This is a genomic window from Mesorhizobium sp. USDA 3734 (genome assembly GCF_056279665.1).
The window spans coordinates 6,466,992-6,484,181 of record NZ_JBWCCW010000001.1; the positions used below are offsets into that span (position 1 = coordinate 6,466,992).

The window sequence follows — 17,190 nt, forward strand, 5'->3', positions numbered from 1 at the left end:
CAGGGTTTTGCATGTACAAAGCCGTTGGGTCGCGCGGATCCCGGGTCAGCCGAGTCCTCTGGATGCTCGAGGAGCTCGGGCAGCCCTATGAATTCGTCGAGGTCAAGCTTCGCTCGCCGGAAGCCTACGCGCTCAACCCTTCGGGCAAGGTGCCGATCCTGATCGACGGCGAGCTGACGGTGACGGATTCGGCGGCGATCTGCGTCTATCTCGCCGACAAGCACGCGGACAAGGGTATGGGCGCCAATCCGGGCATTGCCGGCCGTGCCGAGATGGATTCCTGGATGCATTTTGCCCAATCGGAATTCGAAGCACCGCTGTGGAACAAACTGCGCCATCGCTTCCTGTTGCCGAGGGAAATTCGGGTCGATGTCGGTCCTGCGGCAGCCTACGATTTCGCCTCGGAACTCAAGGCGCTGGACCGGCGGTTGGGCGACAAGCCGTTTGCGCTGGGCGATCGGTTTTCGGCAGTCGACGTGCTGCTCGGCGACATGGGCGGCTGGGCCCGCGCAGGAAAATTCCCGATCGAGTCCGAGCGCGTCAACGCCTATTTCGACCGCGTGCTGGCGCGGCCTGCCCGTGCACGGGCGCAGGCCAATGCATCGGCCCGAAAACCGCAATCGGTTTTAGGAAAGCACGATGCATAGATTCAAAAATGTTAGAGCGTCCTTTGCGCGTCCAAGAGGACGCGCGGCGCTCTAATGGAGGCTCCATGAAATGAAGCTCAACCTCAACACCGACTTCACCAAATTCCCGCGCGCCATCTCGGTGCTGACCGCTGGCAATGCCGGAACCACCCTACCGTCCGGTCGTGCCATTCTCGCCCATGACGAGCGGCATCTGCGCCGCCGGGCCATCGAACTTGCCGACGGCAGCAAGGTGCTGGTCGACCTTCCCGAACCCGTCGCCTTGAACGATGGCGACCGGCTTGTGCTGGAGGATGGCGAACATATCGAGATCATCGCGGCGGCGGAAGAGGTCTACGACATCCGCGCCCGCGACGGCGTGCATCTGGCCGAGCTCGCCTGGCACATCGGCAACCGTCATCTCGCGGCGAGCATCGAGGCCGGGCGCATCCTCATCCTGCGCGACCATGTCATCAAGGCGATGCTGGAGGGGCTGGGTGCCAAGGTGACCGACGTTTCCGAACCGTTCAAGCCGGTACGCGGCGCCTATTCCGGCGGACACGATCACGGCCATGCGCATGCCCATAGCCACGCCGAAGCGCACAGCCATTCCCATAGCGAATCGCATTCCCATTCGCACAGTCATGCCGGCCACCACCACGACCATGACTGACCAGCCTTCGCACATCGCCCTGCTGCGGCTGATGGCGTGGCTGTCGCCGGCCTTTCCGGTCGGCGGCTTTTCCTACAGCCATGGCCTTGAGCGCGCGGTGCATGACGGGCTGGTTGCCGACGGCGAAAGTCTCGCCGGCTGGCTGGAAACGCTGGTCGAGATGGGCTCGGGCTGGAACGACGCCGTGCTGTTCGCAGAAAGCTGGCGCCGGGCACGCGGCACCGGTGATCTCGATGACATAGCCGCACTCGCCGAAGCGCTGGCCGGTTCGCGCGAACGCCACAACGAGACCATGCTGCAAGGTGCGGCCTTCCTCAAAGCGGCGGCGGCCTGGTCAAATCCGGTGCTGGAGCGCTTGCCGGCCGAATGCGCCTATTGCGTCGCCGTCGGCGCCATTGCCGGCGGCAATTCAATTGCGCTTCAGGATGCGCTGTCGGCCTTCCTGCAGACCTTCTTCTCCAACCTCGTCCAGGCGGCGATCCGGCTTGGCATCGTCGGTCAGAACGGAGCGACGGCACTGCTGGCCGGCTTCGAGACGCTGGCGCTATCGACCGCCGCCCGCGCCGCGCGCTCGACATTGGATGATCTCGGTGGCTGCGCCTTTGTCTCCGATGTCATGGCGATGAAGCACGAAACCCAATATTCGCGATTGTTCCGCTCATGATCATCCTCGCCTTCGCGCTGTCCCTTGTCCTGCTGCTGATCACCGCGCTGCATGTCTATTGGGGCCTTGGCGGCATCTGGCCGGGCGAGGATGCAGCCTCCTGCGCCCGCGCCGTTGTCGGCTTTCGCGGCGTCGATGAGATGCCGACGCCGTTCGCCAGTTTCGCCGTTGCCGCGTGCCTGTGCCTGGCGACGCTGTGGCCGCTGGCGCTCGAAGGCGTCTTTGCTTCACCCTTCCCAAAGGAGGGGCTCGCAGCCACGTCACTGCTCATCGGGCTGGTGTTCCTTGGACGCGGCATAGCCGGCTTCACACCATGGTGGCGGCGGCTGGCGCCGGAACAGCCTTTCGCGCGGCTCGACCTGCGCTACTATTCGCCGCTGTGCCTATTGATCGGGCTCGGCTTTGCCATCCTCGCCACCACGGAGTTTCCCGCATGACACAGACAAATGGCCCGCTGCGCGTCGGCATCGGCGGCCCGGTCGGTTCGGGCAAGACGACGCTGACCGAAAAGCTGTGCAAGGCGCTGCGCGACGAGTTTTCCATCGCCGTCGTCACCAACGACATCTACACCAAGGAAGACGCCATGATGCTGGCGCGGCTGCAGGCGCTGCCCGAGGATCGCATCATGGGCGTCGAGACCGGTGGCTGCCCGCACACCGCGATCCGCGAGGATGCCTCGATCAATCTGCAGGCGATCGCCGAGATGAACCGGAAGTTTCCGGATCTCGACATCGTCTTCATCGAATCCGGCGGCGACAACCTCGCCGCCACCTTCTCGCCCGATCTCGCCGACCTGACGCTCTATGTCATCTCGGTTTGCCAGGGCGAAGAAATCCCGCGCAAGGGCGGGCCGGCGATCACTCGCTCAGATTTCCTGGTGATCAACAAGAGCGATCTCGCTCCTTACGTGAACGTCAACCTCGACGTCATGGAGAGCGACGCCGGCCGCATGCGCGGCAAGCGGCCGTTCGGCTTCACCGACCTGTCGCGCGGCAAGGGGCTGCAGGAGGTGATCGATTTCATCATCGAGCATGGCGGCCTGCGAGCCGGTGCTGCTGCCAGCACGGCTGCATGAGATAGTCCGTCCTGCACCAACCAAAACCGGTTGCGGGCATGGGCTGGTCACGGCATTCTTGCCAAAACCGGAGGATTTTAGGATGAGCATCGCCCGCCTGCAAAAGGAAACGCTGACCAACCTGCCCCACTATGAGGAGCGCGTCGATCTTGCCGCTGCCTTCCGCTGGACGGCGCGGCTCAACATGCACGAGGCGGTGGCCAATCATTTCTCGCTGGCCGTCAACGACGACGGCACGCAGTTCCTGATGAACCCCAACCAGGTGCATTTCTCGCGCATCAAGGCGAGCGACCTTCTGATGATCGACGCCAACGACCCGGATACGCTCTCCGGTCCTGACGCGCCCGACCCGACAGCGTGGGGGCTGCACGGCGCCATCCATCGCAATGTGCGCCACGCGCGCTGTGTCATGCATGTGCACTCGATCCACGCCACGGTGCTGGCCTCGCTCGCCGACTCTCGCCTGCCGCCGATCGACCAAAATTCGGCGATGTTCTTCAACCGCCATGTCGTCGACGCGCATTATGGCGGGCTGGCCTTCGAGGAGGAGGGCGAGCGCTGCTCGCAGCTTCTCGTCGATCCCAAGGTCAAAGTGATGGTGATGGGCAATCACGGCGTGCTGGTCATCGGCGATACGGTCGCCGATGCCTTCAACCGCATGTTCTATTTCGAGCGTGCCGCCGAGACCTACATCAAGGCGCTATGGACCGGCCGGCCGCTGCGCACGCTGTCCGACGCGATCGCCGAGAAGGCGGCAAGCGAGATGGACGACTATCCCGGCCAGGCCGAACGCCATCTCAGCGAATTGAAGGCTATCCTCGACGAGCAGGAACCGGTCTACCGGAACTAAAGGCTACAGGCCCAGTTCAGCCCGCAATTCCTCGGCGCTGTTGATGACGACGGCGCCGGGCGGGCCTTCCATGGGCTTTTCCGGCCAGAAGATCGTCTTCATTCCCGCCGCCAGTCCAGCCAGGGCTCCCGGCCAGCTGTCGTCGATGGCCACGGCATGCGCGGGGTCGACATCGGCCAGATACGCGGCGCGCAGGAACGGCTCGGCATGCGGCTTGCCTTCGCGCACGTCGTTGCGGCTGATCGTCTTCATGCCGGGGTAGATCAGGCCGACCATGCTCAGATTGGCATCGACGATCATCCGGTCCGAATTCGAGACCACGGCTTGCGCAACGCCCCTTGCCCGCAATTCGTTGAAGACCTCGATCGCGCCGGGGCGCGGCTTCAAACTCTCGACCAGCGGCAGATAGTGCTCGTATTTGCGCACGATCCAGTCGTCGAAAGGCAGATCCAGGCCGAACTCGTCGCGCATCATCTCGTAGACCGGCCAGGCGGCAACGCCCAGCACGCGCTCGTGCAGATCATCAGGCGGTACGAGGCCGACATTGCGCATCGCCGCCACCAAGGCTGCCTCGTGCAGCGGTTCGCTGTCGACCAGCGTGCCGTCCATATCCCAGAAAACCGCCTTCGGTGTCATGCAGCGCTCCTTTTTGCGATCCCTTAAAGGGTTTGCGCCGTGAGATAAACCTTCGGGATCGAAGAACCTGCGGCCCGTCGGGACCGCAACCGCGCTTCTTTACCTGATACCGACATCGTAGGAGAAGAAAACTTGGCCCGCCTGCGCCGATGGGCGGCAAGCAATTGCCCTGGAGATTGACAATTGCGCAGCAGGCCGTTCCCTGCGAAAGTAGGCGTGGGCCGCTCTCACATGGTCGGCGGTCTCGGGAGGCAGGACGTGAATACCCGGCAGGATGGTGGCAGCAACAGGCTGGACGACGCGGCGCGCGCCGGCTGGCTTTATTATGTTGCCGGCAACACACAGGACCAGATTGCCGCCACGCTCGGCATCTCACGGCAGACGGCGCAACGGCTGGTGTCGCTGGCGGTGTCGGAGGGTCTGATCAAGGTTCGCGTCGATCATCCGATCGCCAACTGCCTTGATCTGGCGGCACGGCTAAGATCGCGCTTCGCGCTCGATCTGGTCGAAGTGGTGCCGAGCGATCCGAATTCATCCTCCACAACCATCGGCATCGCCGAGGCGGCTGCCGCCGAGATCGAGCGGCGGTTGCGGTCGCCGACCCCGATCGTCATGGCGATCGGCACCGGCCGCACGCTGAAGGCGGCGATCGAGCAGTTGCCGCCGATGGAATGTCCGCAGCACAAGGTGGTGTCCTTGACCGGCAACATCTCGCCGGACGGCTCGGCCGCCTTCTACAACGTCATCTTCACCATGGCCGACAGGGTCAAGGCGCGATCCTTCCCGATGCCGCTGCCGGTCATCGCCTCTTCGCCGGAAGAGCGCGAGATGCTGCTCAACCAGCCGATGATCCAGCCGACGCTGGCGCTTGCCGCCGAGGCCGACGTCACCTTCATCGGCATCGGCGATCTCGGCCCCAAGGCGCCGCTCTATGAGGACGGCTTCATTTCGGAAAGCGAATTGAAGGCGCTGCAGAAAGCTGGCGGCATAGCCGAGATCGTCGGCTGGGTGTTCGACAGGGAAGGCCGCATGATCGAGGGCATCACCAACGACCGGGTGTCGTCGGCTTCGCTGCCGTCGCGCGAAAAATCGCTGGTCATCGCATTGGCCATGGGCGAACGAAAACTGCCGGGCATCCTGGCGGCCGCCAACCGGCGGCTGATCAACGGCCTCATCACCGATGAGCGGACCGCCGCCGCCCTGCTGGCCAGCATCTGACCAGAACCACGGCGGCAGCGCGCCTGATTTGCGATAAAGCAGGCCACACTATCTGTGCCGGCCGAAAGGGTCGTTGCCATCGAGGAGGCCGAGGTCGCGCTGCAGATGCGGCGACAGGTCCCTGACGTCCAGATGTGCCCGCTTTTTTATCGCGAACCAGCCAAATCCGTCCGTGAGCCACGAAATCCAGCGGTGATCCGGAGCGGGAGTGCATTTTTGCTGCGCCATGGTCATGATCGTCAACCTCCGCTATCCTGAGCCCGAATGATGGGTTGATCCTGTATGTCGGCCTTGCCGGCCGCCTTCGCCAATCGAACATTGATCATGGCCCATAAGGACGCCTTATGCCTGACCTCAGCTCGCGACAGGTTTCGCAACTCCCTCCGCTGCAGGCGATCAGGGTGTTCGACGCGGTGGCGCGGCATCTTTCCTTCACCAAGGCCGCCGGCGAACTCGCCATGACGCAGGCGGCGGTCAGCTATCAGATCAAGGTGCTGGAAGAGCGCGTCGGCTCACCGCTGTTCCTGCGCCGGCCACGCCAGATCGTGTTGACCGAGGCCGGACAACGTCTGGCGCCCGCTGTCGGCGAAGCCTTTGCCATTCTTGGCCAGGCCTATGCCGCGGCGCGCGCCGGGGCCGACGGGTTGCTGTGCGTCACCACCGTGCTGACCTTTGCCTCGAACTGGCTGGCGCACCGGCTGGGGTCGTTCCAGATCGCTCATCCCGCACTTGCCGTGCGGCTCGAGACGTCCAGTCGCCTGACAGACTTTGCCCGCGAGGATACCGATATCGCCATCCGATCGGGTGGCGGCAAATGGCCCGGCCTGGAAGCACACAAGCTGCTCGATGCCGATTTCACGCCGATGCTGAGCCCGAAGCTCGCGGCAAGCATAGGCGGCGTCAACGAACCCGCCGACCTCTTGCGGCTGCCGATCCTCGATCCTGGCGACATCTGGTGGACGGAATGGTTCTCGGCTGCCGGCGTGCATTCGCATGATCTTGCCAGACGACCCGGCAGCAGCATGGGCGCGCAAGCCTATGAAGCCAATGCGGCAATCGCCGGCCATGGCGTTGCGATCCTGACCAGGGCGCTGTTCAAGGCGGAACTCGCCGACGGACGCCTGATCCAGCCTTTCGACCTGGTCGGCGATGACGGCCACGCCTATTGGCTGGTCTATCCCCAGGCGCGCCGCAACGTGCCGAAGATCCGCGCCTTCCGCGACTGGTTGTTGGCCGAGATCGCCTGCTGACGGCAAGCCGTCCGGTACCGCGCCAAGTCCCGCAAACCCTTCCGCTATCGTCACCCCGATGTCCGGGCGACGGGCTAGGCTCACGCTGGCAATTTCCACACATTCCCGGTCCGAGGCGTCACCGAGTGCTGCGCTGCAGCATCGAATCCGACTTGACATAATTAACGCCAAGTGAGTAATTGCCCAAAGCCAAGGCAAATGCTCATCTTGGTTCAAGGGAGGAATTTGATGAAACTTCGCACGCTCACCCTGGGCTTGTTGTCGGCCAGCGCGCTTGCGTTCGCCGCACACGCCGAATCCATCACCATCGCCACCGTCAACAATGGCGATATGGTCCGCATGCAAAAGCTGACGGAAGACTTCACCAAGGCGAACCCCGACATCCAGCTCAACTGGGTTACGCTTGAGGAAAACGTGCTGCGCGAGCGCGTCACCACCGACATCGCCACCAAGGGTGGCCAGTACGACGTGATGACCATCGGCACTTATGAAGTTCCGATCTGGGCCAAGCAGAGCTGGCTCTTGCCGCTCGACAAGCTCGGTGACGACTATGACGCCAAGGACATCATCCCGGCCATTGCCGGCGGCCTTTCGGTCGACGGCAAGCTCTATGCCGCCCCCTTCTACGGCGAAAGCTCGTTCGTCATGTACCGCAAGGACCTGATGGACAAGGCCGGGCTGAAGATGCCCGACGCGCCGACCTGGGATTTCATCAGGCAGGCCGCCGACAAGATGACCGACCGCGCCAATGGCGTGAACGGCGTCTGCCTGCGCGGCAAGGCCGGCTGGGGCGAGAACATGGCCTTCCTGACCGCGATGTCGAACTCCTTCGGCGCACGCTGGTTCGACGAGAACTGGAAGCCGCAGTTCGACCAGCCCGAATGGAAGAACACGCTGCAGTTCTATGTCGACCTGATGAAGGCCGACGGACCCGAGGGTGCATCCTCAAACGGCTTCAACGAGAACCTGGCACTGTTCCAGCAGGGCAAATGCGGCATGTGGATCGACGCCACCGTCGCAGCGTCCTTCGTTTCGGATCCGAAGAACTCGACCGTCGCCGACAAGGTCGGCTATGCGCTGGCTCCCGACAACGGTCTGGGCAAGCGCGGCAACTGGCTGTGGGCATGGTCGCTGGCCATCCCCGCCGGCACGCAGAAGGCTGACGCCGCCGAGAAGTTCGTCTCCTGGGCGACCAGCAAGCACTACGCGGAGCTCGTCGCTTCGAAGGAAGGCTGGGCCAACGTTCCTCCGGGCACGCGCTCTTCGCTCTATGCCAATGCCGAGTACCAGAAGGCGGCTCCATTCGCCAAGATGACGCTGGACTCCATCAATGCCGCCGATCCGACGCATCCGACCGTCAAGCCGGTGCCCTATGTCGGCGTCCAGTTCGTCGCCATCCCCGAGTTCCAGGGCCTTGGCACCACCGTCGGCCAGCTCTTCTCGGCGGCTCTTGCCGGCCAGTCGAGCGTCGACGATGCCCTCAAGCAGGCCCAGGACGCTGCCACCGCGGCAATGACCGAAGGCGGTTATATCAAGTAAGGCTCCTCCCGGTGCCGAATGCCGGTCGCCTCCTTGACCGGCAACGGCCGCCCGAGTTCCCAGTTCGGGCGGCCGCCTTTAACGCCTTTTGAAAATTCTGTCTGACCAGTGAAGGGTGACCGTCATGGCTACTCAGCAGACCCGTTCGCTTGCCCGTTTCATGATGGCGCCATCCGTGGTGCTGCTGTTCGTCTGGATGATTGTACCGCTGGTCATCACCATCTGGTTCTCCTTCCAGCAGTACAATCCGCTCAATCCGATCCGCGACGGCTTCGTCGGCTTCTCGAATTACGCGCTGTTCTATTCCAACCCGGCCTTCCTGCAATCGATCCTCAACACGCTAACCCTGGTGGTCAGCGTGCTTCTGATCACGGTGATCGGCGGTATCCTGCTGGCGCTGCTGATCGATCAGCCGATGTGGGGCCAGGGCATAGTCCGCATCCTCGTCATTTCGCCGTTCTTCGTCATGCCGCCGGTGGCCGCATTGGTCTGGAAGAACATGATCATGCACCCGCAATATGGGGTGTTCGCCGATATAGCGCGCTTCTTCGGGGCCCAGCCGATCGACTGGTTCGGGCAGCATCCGATGCTGGCGATCATCATCATCGTCGCCTGGCAATGGCTACCCTTCGCGACGCTCATCCTCTTGACCGCGCTGCAATCACTCGACGGCGAGCAGAAGGAAGCCGCCGAAATGGACGGCGCCGGCTTCATCAGCCGCTTCATCCATCTGACGCTGCCGCATATGTCGCGCGCCATCACGGTCGTCATCCTGATCCAGACGATCTTCCTTTTGTCGGTCTATGCCGAGATCCTCGTCACCACCAATGGCGGCCCGGGATACGCCTCCACGAACCTGCCCTTCCTGGTCTACCAGAAGGCCTTGCTGGAGTTCAAAATCGGCCAGGCATCCGCCGGCGGTGTGATCGCCGTCATTCTCGCCAACATCGTTGCCTTCTTCGCCATGCGCGCCGTCGGCAAGAACCTGGACAAGTAAGGGAGGATACGATGGCCCGCTCAGTCACCACCCAGCACAAGACGATCGCGACAGTTGCCGCCTGGATCGTCGCCCTGCTGATCTTCTTCCCGATCCTCTATACGATCATCACCTCGTTCAAGTCGGAGCAGGAAGCCATCCAGGGTTTCAGTATCATCCCGTCGGGGACCTTCGAGAGCTATACCGAAGTCCAGGCGCAGAGCGGCTACTTCAAGTTCTTCTTCAACTCGGTGCTGCTGTCGGTCGGCTCGACCATCCTGGCCCTGCTGGTCGCCATACCGGCGGCATGGTCGATGGCTTTCTCGCCGACCAAGCGGACCAAGGACATATTGATGTGGATGCTGTCCACCAAGATGATGCCCGCGGTCGCCGTGCTGTTCCCGATCTACCTGATCTTCCGCGACACCGGTCTGCTCGACAGCCGCATCGGGCTGATGGTCATGCTGATGCTGATCAACCTGCCGATCGTGGTGTGGATGCTCTACACCTACTTCCGAGAAATCCCGGGCGAGATCCTGGAAGCGGCGCGTATGGACGGCGCTTCGCTGTGGAACGAGATCGTCTATGTGCTGACGCCCATGGCGGTACCGGGCATCGCCTCGACGATGCTGCTCAACATCATCCTGGCCTGGAACGAGGCATTCTGGACGATCCGGCTGACGACCACGGAAGCCGCACCCTTGACCGCCTTCATCAGCTCGTTCTCCAGCCCGCAAGGCCTGTTCTGGGCCAAGCTTTCGGCCGCTTCGACACTGGCCATCGCGCCGATCCTGATCATGGGCTGGTTCAGCCAGAAGCAGCTGGTGCGCGGCCTGACATTCGGTGCGGTGAAGTAACGGAATTTGCCCGAAGCAATCGGCAGAAATAACCCCTCGGGGAGGAAACCATGGGAAACATCACGCTCAAGAACGTCTCCAAATCCTTCGGAGCGACGTCCATCATCCCCGGCCTCGACCTGGTGATCGAGAATGGCGAGTTCGTCGTCTTCGTCGGCCCGTCGGGTTGCGGCAAGTCAACGCTGCTGCGCCTGATCGCCGGCCTGGAAGACACCAGCGGCGGCAGCATCAACATCGACGGCCGCGACGTCACCGGTGAGGCGCCGGCCAAACGCAAGCTGGCCATGGTGTTCCAGTCCTATGCGCTCTATCCGCACATGACGGTGGCCAAGAACATCGGCTTCCCGCTGAAGATGGCCGGCGAAGACAAGGCGACCATCGACAGGAAGGTGGGAGACGCGGCGCGCGTGCTCAACCTTACCAACTACCTCGAACGCCGGCCCGGTCAGCTTTCCGGCGGCCAGCGCCAGCGCGTCGCCATCGGCCGTGCCATCGTGCGTCAGCCGACCGCGTTCCTGTTCGATGAACCGCTGTCCAACCTCGATGCAGCACTTCGCGGCACGATGCGGCTGGAGATCAGCGAGCTGCACCATCAGCTCAAGACGACCATGATCTACGTCACCCACGACCAGGTCGAAGCCATGACCATGGCCGACAAGATCGTCGTGCTGAACGCCGGCAACATCGAGCAGGTCGGCTCGCCGATGGAACTCTACAAGACGCCGAAGAACCTGTTCGTCGCCGGCTTCATCGGTTCGCCGAAGATGAACCTGATCGAAGGCGCGCCGGCTGCCAAATACAGCGCCAAGACGATCGGCATCCGTCCCGAGCACCTGGAGATCTCGACCACGGCGGGCGAATGGAAAGCCACTGTCGGCGTTGCCGAGCATCTGGGTTCCGACACCTTCCTGCATGTCCAGGCCGATGGCGTCGGCCCGCTGACGGTGCGCGCCGACGGCGAACTCGCCGTCCATCATGGCGACACCATCTATCTGACGCCCGACAAGGCCAAGCTGCATCGCTTCGGCGCCGACGGAAAGGCGATGTGAGCATGCGACTGGTCGGCAAATCCGCGCTGATCACGGGTTCGGCCCGTGGCATCGGCAGGGCCTTCGCGGAAGCCTATGCCGGCGAAGGCGCCACCGTCGCCATCGCCGACATCAATCTCGAGGCTGCGCAGAAAACGGCCGCAGAGATCGGCGGCAAAGCCTATGCGGTCAAGCTCGACGTCACCGACCTCGCCTCGATCGAGACGGCGGTGAAAGCCGTCGAGGCCAAGACCGGCGGGCTCGATATCCTGATCAACAACGCCGCTCTGTTCGACCTGGCACCAATCGTCGAGATCACCAAGGCAAGCTACGACAAGTTGTTTTCCGTCAATGTCGCCGGCACGCTGTTCATGCTGCAGGCTGCCGCCCGCTCGATGATCGCCGCTGGCCGGGGCGGGCGGATCATCAACATGGCGAGCCAGGCCGGGCGACGCGGCGAGGCACTTGTCGGCGTCTATTGCGCCACCAAGGCCGCCGTCATCTCGCTGACCCAGTCGGCGGGGCTCGACCTCATCAAGCACCGCATCAACGTCAACGCGATTGCCCCTGGCGTCGTCGACGGCGAGCATTGGGATCACGTCGATTCGCTGTTCGCCAAATATGAAAACCGGCCCAAGGGCGAGAAGAAGAGACTGGTCGGCGAGGCGGTGCCCTATGGCCGCATGGGCACAGCGCAGGACCTTACCGGCATGGCGGTTTTTCTCGCCAGCAGCGACGCCGAATACATCGTCGCCCAGACCTACAATGTCGACGGCGGCCAGTGGATGAGTTGAGGCGGGGACGGCCTCTGCTCCTCGTCCCTCCGCGGGGAGCAGAGGCCGACATCAGAGGCTGTATCGACCTCAAGAAGTGCCACCCCTTATCCTCTCCGCGTGAAGACGGGAGAGGGCGTAACGAAGGCCGAGACCCGGCCAAAGGGTAAAACAGATGACCGTGAAACTCTCGTCCTCAAACCTCTCCAGGCTGCCCACCGAGGTCGCCGGCCCGAAGTATGACCGCGCGACGCTCAAGGCCGGCATCGTGCATTTCGGCGTCGGCAATTTCCATCGCTCGCATCAGGCCGTCTATCTCGACGATTTGTTCAATGCGGGCATCGGCCATGACTGGGCGCTAATTGGCGCCGGGGTATTCGAGGGCGAGAAGATCGGCCGCGCCAAGCTGCAAGAGCAGGACTGGCTGACCACCGTGGTCGAGCAGGATAGCGGCCATATGAGCGCCCGCGTCACCGGCGCCATGATCGACTTCCTGATGCCCGGCGATGCAGCCGCTATCATCGAACGTCTGGCCGACCCGGCGATCAAGATCGTTTCGCTTACCATCACCGAAGGCGGCTATTTCATCGACCCGGCCTCCGGCGTGTTCAACCCGACCCATCCCGACATCGTTGCCGACGCCCAACCGGGCGCCACACCGAAGACGGTGTTCGGTATCATCCTTGCCGGGCTGGTGCGCCGCCGTGACGAGGGCACCGCGCCGTTCACGGTGATGTCGTGCGACAATATTCCTCACAATGGCCATGTCACCTCCGACGGCGTCATTGGGCTGGCCCGCCTGATCGACGAGGATCTGGCGAACTGGGTCAGCGAGCATGTCGCCTTTCCGAACGGCATGGTCGATCGCATCACGCCGGCCACCACCGACCGCGAGCGCGGCATCCTGGTCAAGGATTTCGGGCTGGAGGACAACTGGCCGGTGTTTTGCGAGCCGTTCCGGCAATGGGTGCTGGAGGACCATTTCACCGATGGCCGTCCGCCGCTGGAAAAGGTCGGGGTGCAGTTCGTCAAAGACGTTGCCCCCTACGAACTGATGAAGATCCGTATCCTCAATGGCGGCCACGCGACGATTGCCTATCCGGCCGGCCTGATGGACATCCATTTCGTCCACGAGGCGATGCAGGAGCCGCTGGTGAGCGGGTTTCTGGCCAAGCTCGAACGAGAAGAAATCATCCCGACCGTGCCGCCGGTGCCGGACACGGTTCTGGAAGACTATTACCAGCTCATCGAGAGCCGCTTCTCCAACCCGAAGATCGGCGACACGGTGCGCCGGCTGTGCCTCGACGGCTCCAACCGCCAGCCGAAATTCATCATCCCGACCATCGCCGATCGTCTGAAGGCCGGGAAAAGCGTCGCCGGCCTGGCGCTGGAATCGGCGCTTTGGTGCCGCTACTGCTTCGGCACGACCGACAGCGGCGCCGTCATCGAGCCCAACGACCCGAGCTGGGACCGGCTGCAGGCAACGGCAAAAGCGGCAAAGGATGCGCCGGCCGCCTGGCTTGCCATGGAGGACATCTATGGCGATGTCGGCCGCGCCACGGCGTTTGTCGAGGCCTTCGCCCATGCGCTCGCCGTGCTGTGGGCAAACGGCACGCGTGCGACGCTGACGCGCTACCTCACCGGCAAGCTCTGAGAGCCATTCGCCGCCATGACGCCTGAACTGGTCATCTTCGACTGCGATGGCGTGCTGGTCGACAGCGAGGCGCTCTCCGTCTCGGCGCTGCTCGGCATGATCAAGCTGGCCGGCGGCAGCGTTGGCGAGGATGCCGCCTACGAGCATTTCCTCGGCAAGAGCATGAAGAGCGTGCGCGAGATCCTCGGCCGCGACTTCGGGCTTGAGATCACCGACAGCCACCTGACCGATATGCGCGTCGAATTGATGCGCAAATTCCGCGAGGAACTGAAGCCGATCGCCGGCGTCAAGGAGATGCTGCCCAGGCTTGGGCTGCCGTTCTGTGTCGCGTCCTCGGGCACGCTCGACCGCATCCGTTATGCGCTCGACGTCACCGGATTGCTTGGGCTGATGGAGCCGCATCTGTTCAGCGCCGCCATGGTGGCCAGGGGAAAGCCAGCGCCGGACTTGTTCCTCCACGCCGCCGCCAGCATGCGGGCTCATCCGCGCAAATGCCTTGTCGTCGAAGATAGCCCGGCCGGCATCACCGCGGCGCGGGCGGCGGGCATGCGCGTGTTTGCCTTCACCGGCGGCTCGCATGCCGGCAACCCCACATTGAAAGCGCGGCTTGCGTCGAGTGAACCGGACTTTATATTCGCTGACATGCTGCAATTGCCCGATCTGATTGCAGGCCTGGGAGCGAGAGTTAGAGCATCTTGACGAAACAGTTCGTTTGCGCGGTCGATGTCGGCACCGGGAGCGCTCGCGCGGGCATTCTCGACACCAGTGGCACCTTGCTCGGCCGCGCCGAGCGGCCGATCGTCATGAACCAGCCGAAGCCCGATCACGCCGAGCATGATTCGCGCGATATCTGGTCTTCTGTCTGCGCTGCCGTGCGCGCTGCGCGCGAAAAGGCCGACGTCGCCGCCGAGGATGTCGTCGGTATATCCTTCGACGCCACTTGTTCGCTGGTGGTGCGGGGTGTTGATGGCGGCCAGCTCAGTGTTTCGGTCACCGGCGACAGGCGGTGGGACACCATCGTCTGGCTCGACCACCGCGCCATTGCCGAGGCGGACGAATGCACGGCAAGCGGCCATGCCGTGCTCGATTACGTTGGCGGCGTCATGTCACCGGAAATGGAGACGCCGAAGCTGATGTGGCTGAAGCGGAACCTGCCCAGGACCTGGAATGAAGCCGGCTATCTATTCGACCTCACCGATTTCCTGACCTGGCAAGCGACGGGCTCGGTGGCCCGTTCACAATGCACGCTGACCGCCAAATGGACCTATCTGGCGCATGAAGAGACTGGTTGGCGCCATGATTTCTTCGAACTCGTCGGCCTCGACGATCTTTTCGAGCATGGCAACCTGCCGGAGCGAGCCAGTCCGGTCGGCGCCGATATTGGGCAATTGACGGCGCAAGCGGCGGCCGAACTTGGCCTGACCGAGAAATGCCGGGTCGGCGCCGGCGTCATCGATGCCTATGCCGGCGCGCTTGGCGTGCTCGGCGGCTTTGCCGGCAACGAACAGGATATCGGCCGGCACCTGGCGCTGATTGCCGGCACGTCGAGCTGCGTGATGGCGATGTCGCCCGATCCGCAACCCTTCGCCGGCGTCTGGGGCCCATATTACGGCGCGGCACTGCCGAAGCTGTGGCTGTCGGAAGGCGGGCAGTCGGCAACCGGCGCCCTGCTCGACCACATTATCCGCTGGCACGGTGCCGGTGGCGAGCCGGATGCCGCCATGCATGCAAGGATTGCCAGGCGTGTCGCCGAGCTGCGCGCCACCGAGGGTGAGAACCTTGCCGCAAGGCTGCATGTGCTGCCGGATTTCCATGGCAACCGTTCGCCGCTCGCCGATCCGCACGCCGTCGGCGTCGTCAGCGGGCTGACGCTGGATTCGTCCTTCGACAGCCTGTGCAAGCTTTACTGGCGCACCGCCGTCGGCATCGCGCTCGGCGTGCGCCACGTGCTGGAGGCGCTGAACGAGAACGGCTACCTGATCGACACGCTGCATGTCACCGGCGGCCACACCAAGAACCCGCTGTTGATGGAGCTCTATGCCGACGCCACCGGCTGCACGGTGATCGAGCCGCTGGCCGACGAGGCGGTGCTGCTCGGCACCGGCATGATTGCTGCTACCGCGGCCGGGCTGTTTCCCGACCTCAATGCGGCCTGTCTTGCCATGCAGCAAGGCGGCAGGACACGCGCGTCGAACCCGAAATCATCAGGGCGTTTCGACCGCGATTACAAGGTTTTCCTCGAGATGCACCGCCAGCGGCAAATGCTGGACGCGATCCGTTAGAGCGACTGTCTCAGCAGGGACATGCCCGACTTGGCATCGAACAGATGAAGGCTCGTTTCGTCAACCGTATAGCGGACATGGCTGTTGACGGCGGGGCATTCGCGGGTTGGCACCAGTGCGCTGATTTCCTTGCCGCCGGAACAGAAGATCACCAGCGCGTCGTTGCCATGAAACTCGATAAGGTCGGCCGTGCCTTCCAGAAGGCTGTCGGCATTGGCGCCGGCGGTCTTCAGGTCCGGAGGCCGGATACCAAGCACCGCACGCTCGCCGTGCTGAAGCTTGAAGCGTGAGCCATCCATGGTGAAGACGGTTCCGGCACTGGTCAGTGTCCAACCGTTGCCTTTGCGGCCGACAGTGACATCGATGAAATTCATGTTCGGCGTGCCAATGAACCCGGCGACGAACAGGTTTCCTGGCCGCTCGTAGATTTCCGCCGGTGAGCCGATCTGTTCGATCTTGCCGTCGCGCAGCAGCACGATGCGGTCGGCGAGCGTCATCGCCTCCAACTGGTCGTGGGTGACGTAGACGGTCGTGGTCTTCAGCGACTGGTGCAGCCGGGCGATCTCGATGCGCATGTGATTGCGCAATTTGGCATCCAGATTGGACAGCGGCTCGTCGAACAGAAAGACTTTCGGCGTCTTGATCATGGCGCGGGCAATCGCCACGCGCTGCTGCTGGCCGCCGGACAGTTCGGCCGGTTTGCGGCCGAGATAGGGATCCAGCCCCAGCGTCCTCGAGACCGCCTCGACGCGCTTTTGTATCTCGGCCTTCGGCACCTTCTGCCGCTTCAGGCCGAAGGCGATGTTGTCGAAGATCGTCATATGCGGATAGAGCGCGTAGTTCTGGAACACCATGGCAATGCCGCGGTCGCCCGGATCGAGATCATTGACCACCTTGCCGCCGATCGAGACCTCGCCGGCGCTGATGTCCTCCAGCCCCGCCAGCATACGCAGCAAGGTCGACTTGCCGCAGCCGGATGGGCCGAGGAAGACGACGAATTCGTGTTCCTCGATGGCGAGGTTGAGGTCGCGGATGACGGTCGTGGCGCCATAGGATTTTTCGACATGGGAACAGGTAATCGCGGACATG

19 protein-coding genes are annotated in these 17,190 nt (G+C 63.3%); 16 read left to right on the plus strand and 3 right to left on the minus strand.

Annotated features, from left to right (window positions below; all coding sequences use genetic code 11):
• Positions 1-11 precede the first annotated feature (11 nt).
• The 6 genes from ACZ89F_RS30890 (at position 12) to ACZ89F_RS30915 (ending at position 3,888) form a co-directional block, all read left to right on the plus strand.
• A complete protein-coding gene (locus ACZ89F_RS30890) occupies positions 12-647 on the plus strand; it encodes a glutathione S-transferase family protein (RefSeq protein WP_476095962.1) in 636 nt (211 codons plus the stop codon).
• 70 nt (positions 648-717) lie between these two features.
• Entirely contained in the window at positions 718-1,299 is a 582-nt protein-coding gene (ureE, locus tag ACZ89F_RS30895) for an urease accessory protein UreE (RefSeq protein ID WP_476095963.1), read from the plus strand.
• The gene (locus ACZ89F_RS30900) at positions 1,292-1,963 is read left to right on the plus strand and encodes an urease accessory protein UreF (protein WP_476095964.1); all 672 of its coding nucleotides are present in this window, start codon (positions 1,292-1,294) and stop codon (positions 1,961-1,963) included. Before ureE ends, ACZ89F_RS30900 begins: the two co-directional genes overlap by 8 nt.
• Positions 1,960-2,400, plus strand: coding sequence for a DUF3995 domain-containing protein (locus tag ACZ89F_RS30905; protein ID WP_476095965.1), 441 nt, complete (start codon positions 1,960-1,962; stop codon positions 2,398-2,400). Before ACZ89F_RS30900 ends, ACZ89F_RS30905 begins: the two co-directional genes overlap by 4 nt.
• On the plus strand, positions 2,397-3,038 hold the full coding sequence (gene ureG, locus ACZ89F_RS30910; protein WP_476095966.1) for an urease accessory protein UreG: 642 nt from the start codon (positions 2,397-2,399) through the stop codon (positions 3,036-3,038). The genes ACZ89F_RS30905 and ureG overlap by 4 nt, the downstream gene beginning before the upstream one ends.
• 82 nt (positions 3,039-3,120) lie before the next feature.
• Positions 3,121-3,888, plus strand: a complete 768-nt coding sequence (locus ACZ89F_RS30915) for a class II aldolase and adducin N-terminal domain-containing protein (protein ID WP_476095967.1) — start codon at positions 3,121-3,123, stop codon at positions 3,886-3,888.
• Positions 3,889-3,891: 3 nt separating this feature from the next.
• Here ACZ89F_RS30915 and ACZ89F_RS30920 read toward each other — a convergent pair whose 3' ends face one another.
• Positions 3,892-4,524 (minus strand): HAD family hydrolase, encoded by a 633-nt coding sequence (locus tag ACZ89F_RS30920; protein ID WP_476095968.1) that lies wholly within the window; start codon positions 4,522-4,524, stop codon positions 3,892-3,894.
• Between the two features lie 258 nt (positions 4,525-4,782).
• On the opposite strand from ACZ89F_RS30920, the gene ACZ89F_RS30925 reads away from it, so the two are divergent.
• A complete protein-coding gene (locus ACZ89F_RS30925; RefSeq protein ID WP_136621096.1) occupies positions 4,783-5,742 on the plus strand; it encodes a sugar-binding transcriptional regulator in 960 nt (319 codons plus the stop codon).
• A gap of 48 nt (positions 5,743-5,790) precedes the next feature.
• Here ACZ89F_RS30925 and ACZ89F_RS30930 read toward each other — a convergent pair whose 3' ends face one another.
• Positions 5,791-5,976: a hypothetical protein gene (locus tag ACZ89F_RS30930; protein ID WP_476097437.1), complete on the minus strand. Its 186-nt coding sequence runs from the start codon at positions 5,974-5,976 to the stop codon at positions 5,791-5,793.
• Positions 5,977-6,086: 110 nt separating this feature from the next.
• Here ACZ89F_RS30930 and gcvA point away from each other — a divergent pair, with 110 nt between their 5' ends.
• The 9 genes from gcvA to ACZ89F_RS30975 all read left to right on the plus strand — a co-directional run bounded on the left by gcvA (position 6,087) and on the right by ACZ89F_RS30975 (position 16,101).
• A complete protein-coding gene (gene gcvA, locus ACZ89F_RS30935; protein WP_476095969.1) occupies positions 6,087-6,992 on the plus strand; it encodes a transcriptional regulator GcvA in 906 nt (301 codons plus the stop codon).
• Between the two features lie 228 nt (positions 6,993-7,220).
• A complete protein-coding gene (locus ACZ89F_RS30940) occupies positions 7,221-8,531 on the plus strand; it encodes an ABC transporter substrate-binding protein (protein WP_476095970.1) in 1,311 nt (436 codons plus the stop codon).
• Between the two features lie 124 nt (positions 8,532-8,655).
• Entirely contained in the window at positions 8,656-9,528 is an 873-nt protein-coding gene (locus tag ACZ89F_RS30945; RefSeq protein WP_476095971.1) for a carbohydrate ABC transporter permease, read from the plus strand.
• Between the two features lie 11 nt (positions 9,529-9,539).
• On the plus strand, positions 9,540-10,364 hold the full coding sequence (locus tag ACZ89F_RS30950; RefSeq protein WP_476095972.1) for a carbohydrate ABC transporter permease: 825 nt from the start codon (positions 9,540-9,542) through the stop codon (positions 10,362-10,364).
• A gap of 50 nt (positions 10,365-10,414) precedes the next feature.
• Positions 10,415-11,413, plus strand: a complete 999-nt coding sequence (locus ACZ89F_RS30955; protein WP_109667165.1) for an ABC transporter ATP-binding protein — start codon at positions 10,415-10,417, stop codon at positions 11,411-11,413.
• 2 nt (positions 11,414-11,415) lie between these two features.
• Positions 11,416-12,186: an L-iditol 2-dehydrogenase gene (locus ACZ89F_RS30960; RefSeq protein WP_476097438.1), complete on the plus strand. Its 771-nt coding sequence runs from the start codon at positions 11,416-11,418 to the stop codon at positions 12,184-12,186.
• A 154-nt stretch (positions 12,187-12,340) separates the two neighbouring features.
• Positions 12,341-13,819: a mannitol dehydrogenase family protein gene (locus tag ACZ89F_RS30965; RefSeq protein ID WP_476095973.1), complete on the plus strand. Its 1,479-nt coding sequence runs from the start codon at positions 12,341-12,343 to the stop codon at positions 13,817-13,819.
• 15 nt (positions 13,820-13,834) lie between these two features.
• Positions 13,835-14,518, plus strand: coding sequence for an HAD family hydrolase (locus ACZ89F_RS30970; RefSeq protein ID WP_476095974.1), 684 nt, complete (start codon positions 13,835-13,837; stop codon positions 14,516-14,518).
• Positions 14,515-16,101 (plus strand): FGGY-family carbohydrate kinase, encoded by a 1,587-nt coding sequence (locus tag ACZ89F_RS30975; protein WP_476095975.1) that lies wholly within the window; start codon positions 14,515-14,517, stop codon positions 16,099-16,101. The genes ACZ89F_RS30970 and ACZ89F_RS30975 overlap by 4 nt, the downstream gene beginning before the upstream one ends.
• On the opposite strand, the gene ACZ89F_RS30980 is transcribed toward ACZ89F_RS30975, so the two are convergent.
• The gene (locus ACZ89F_RS30980; RefSeq protein ID WP_476095976.1) at positions 16,098-17,189 is read right to left on the minus strand and encodes an ABC transporter ATP-binding protein; all 1,092 of its coding nucleotides are present in this window, start codon (positions 17,187-17,189) and stop codon (positions 16,098-16,100) included. The two genes, ACZ89F_RS30975 and ACZ89F_RS30980, sit on opposite strands and share 4 nt — an antisense overlap.
• Position 17,190: the final 1 nt, after the last annotated feature.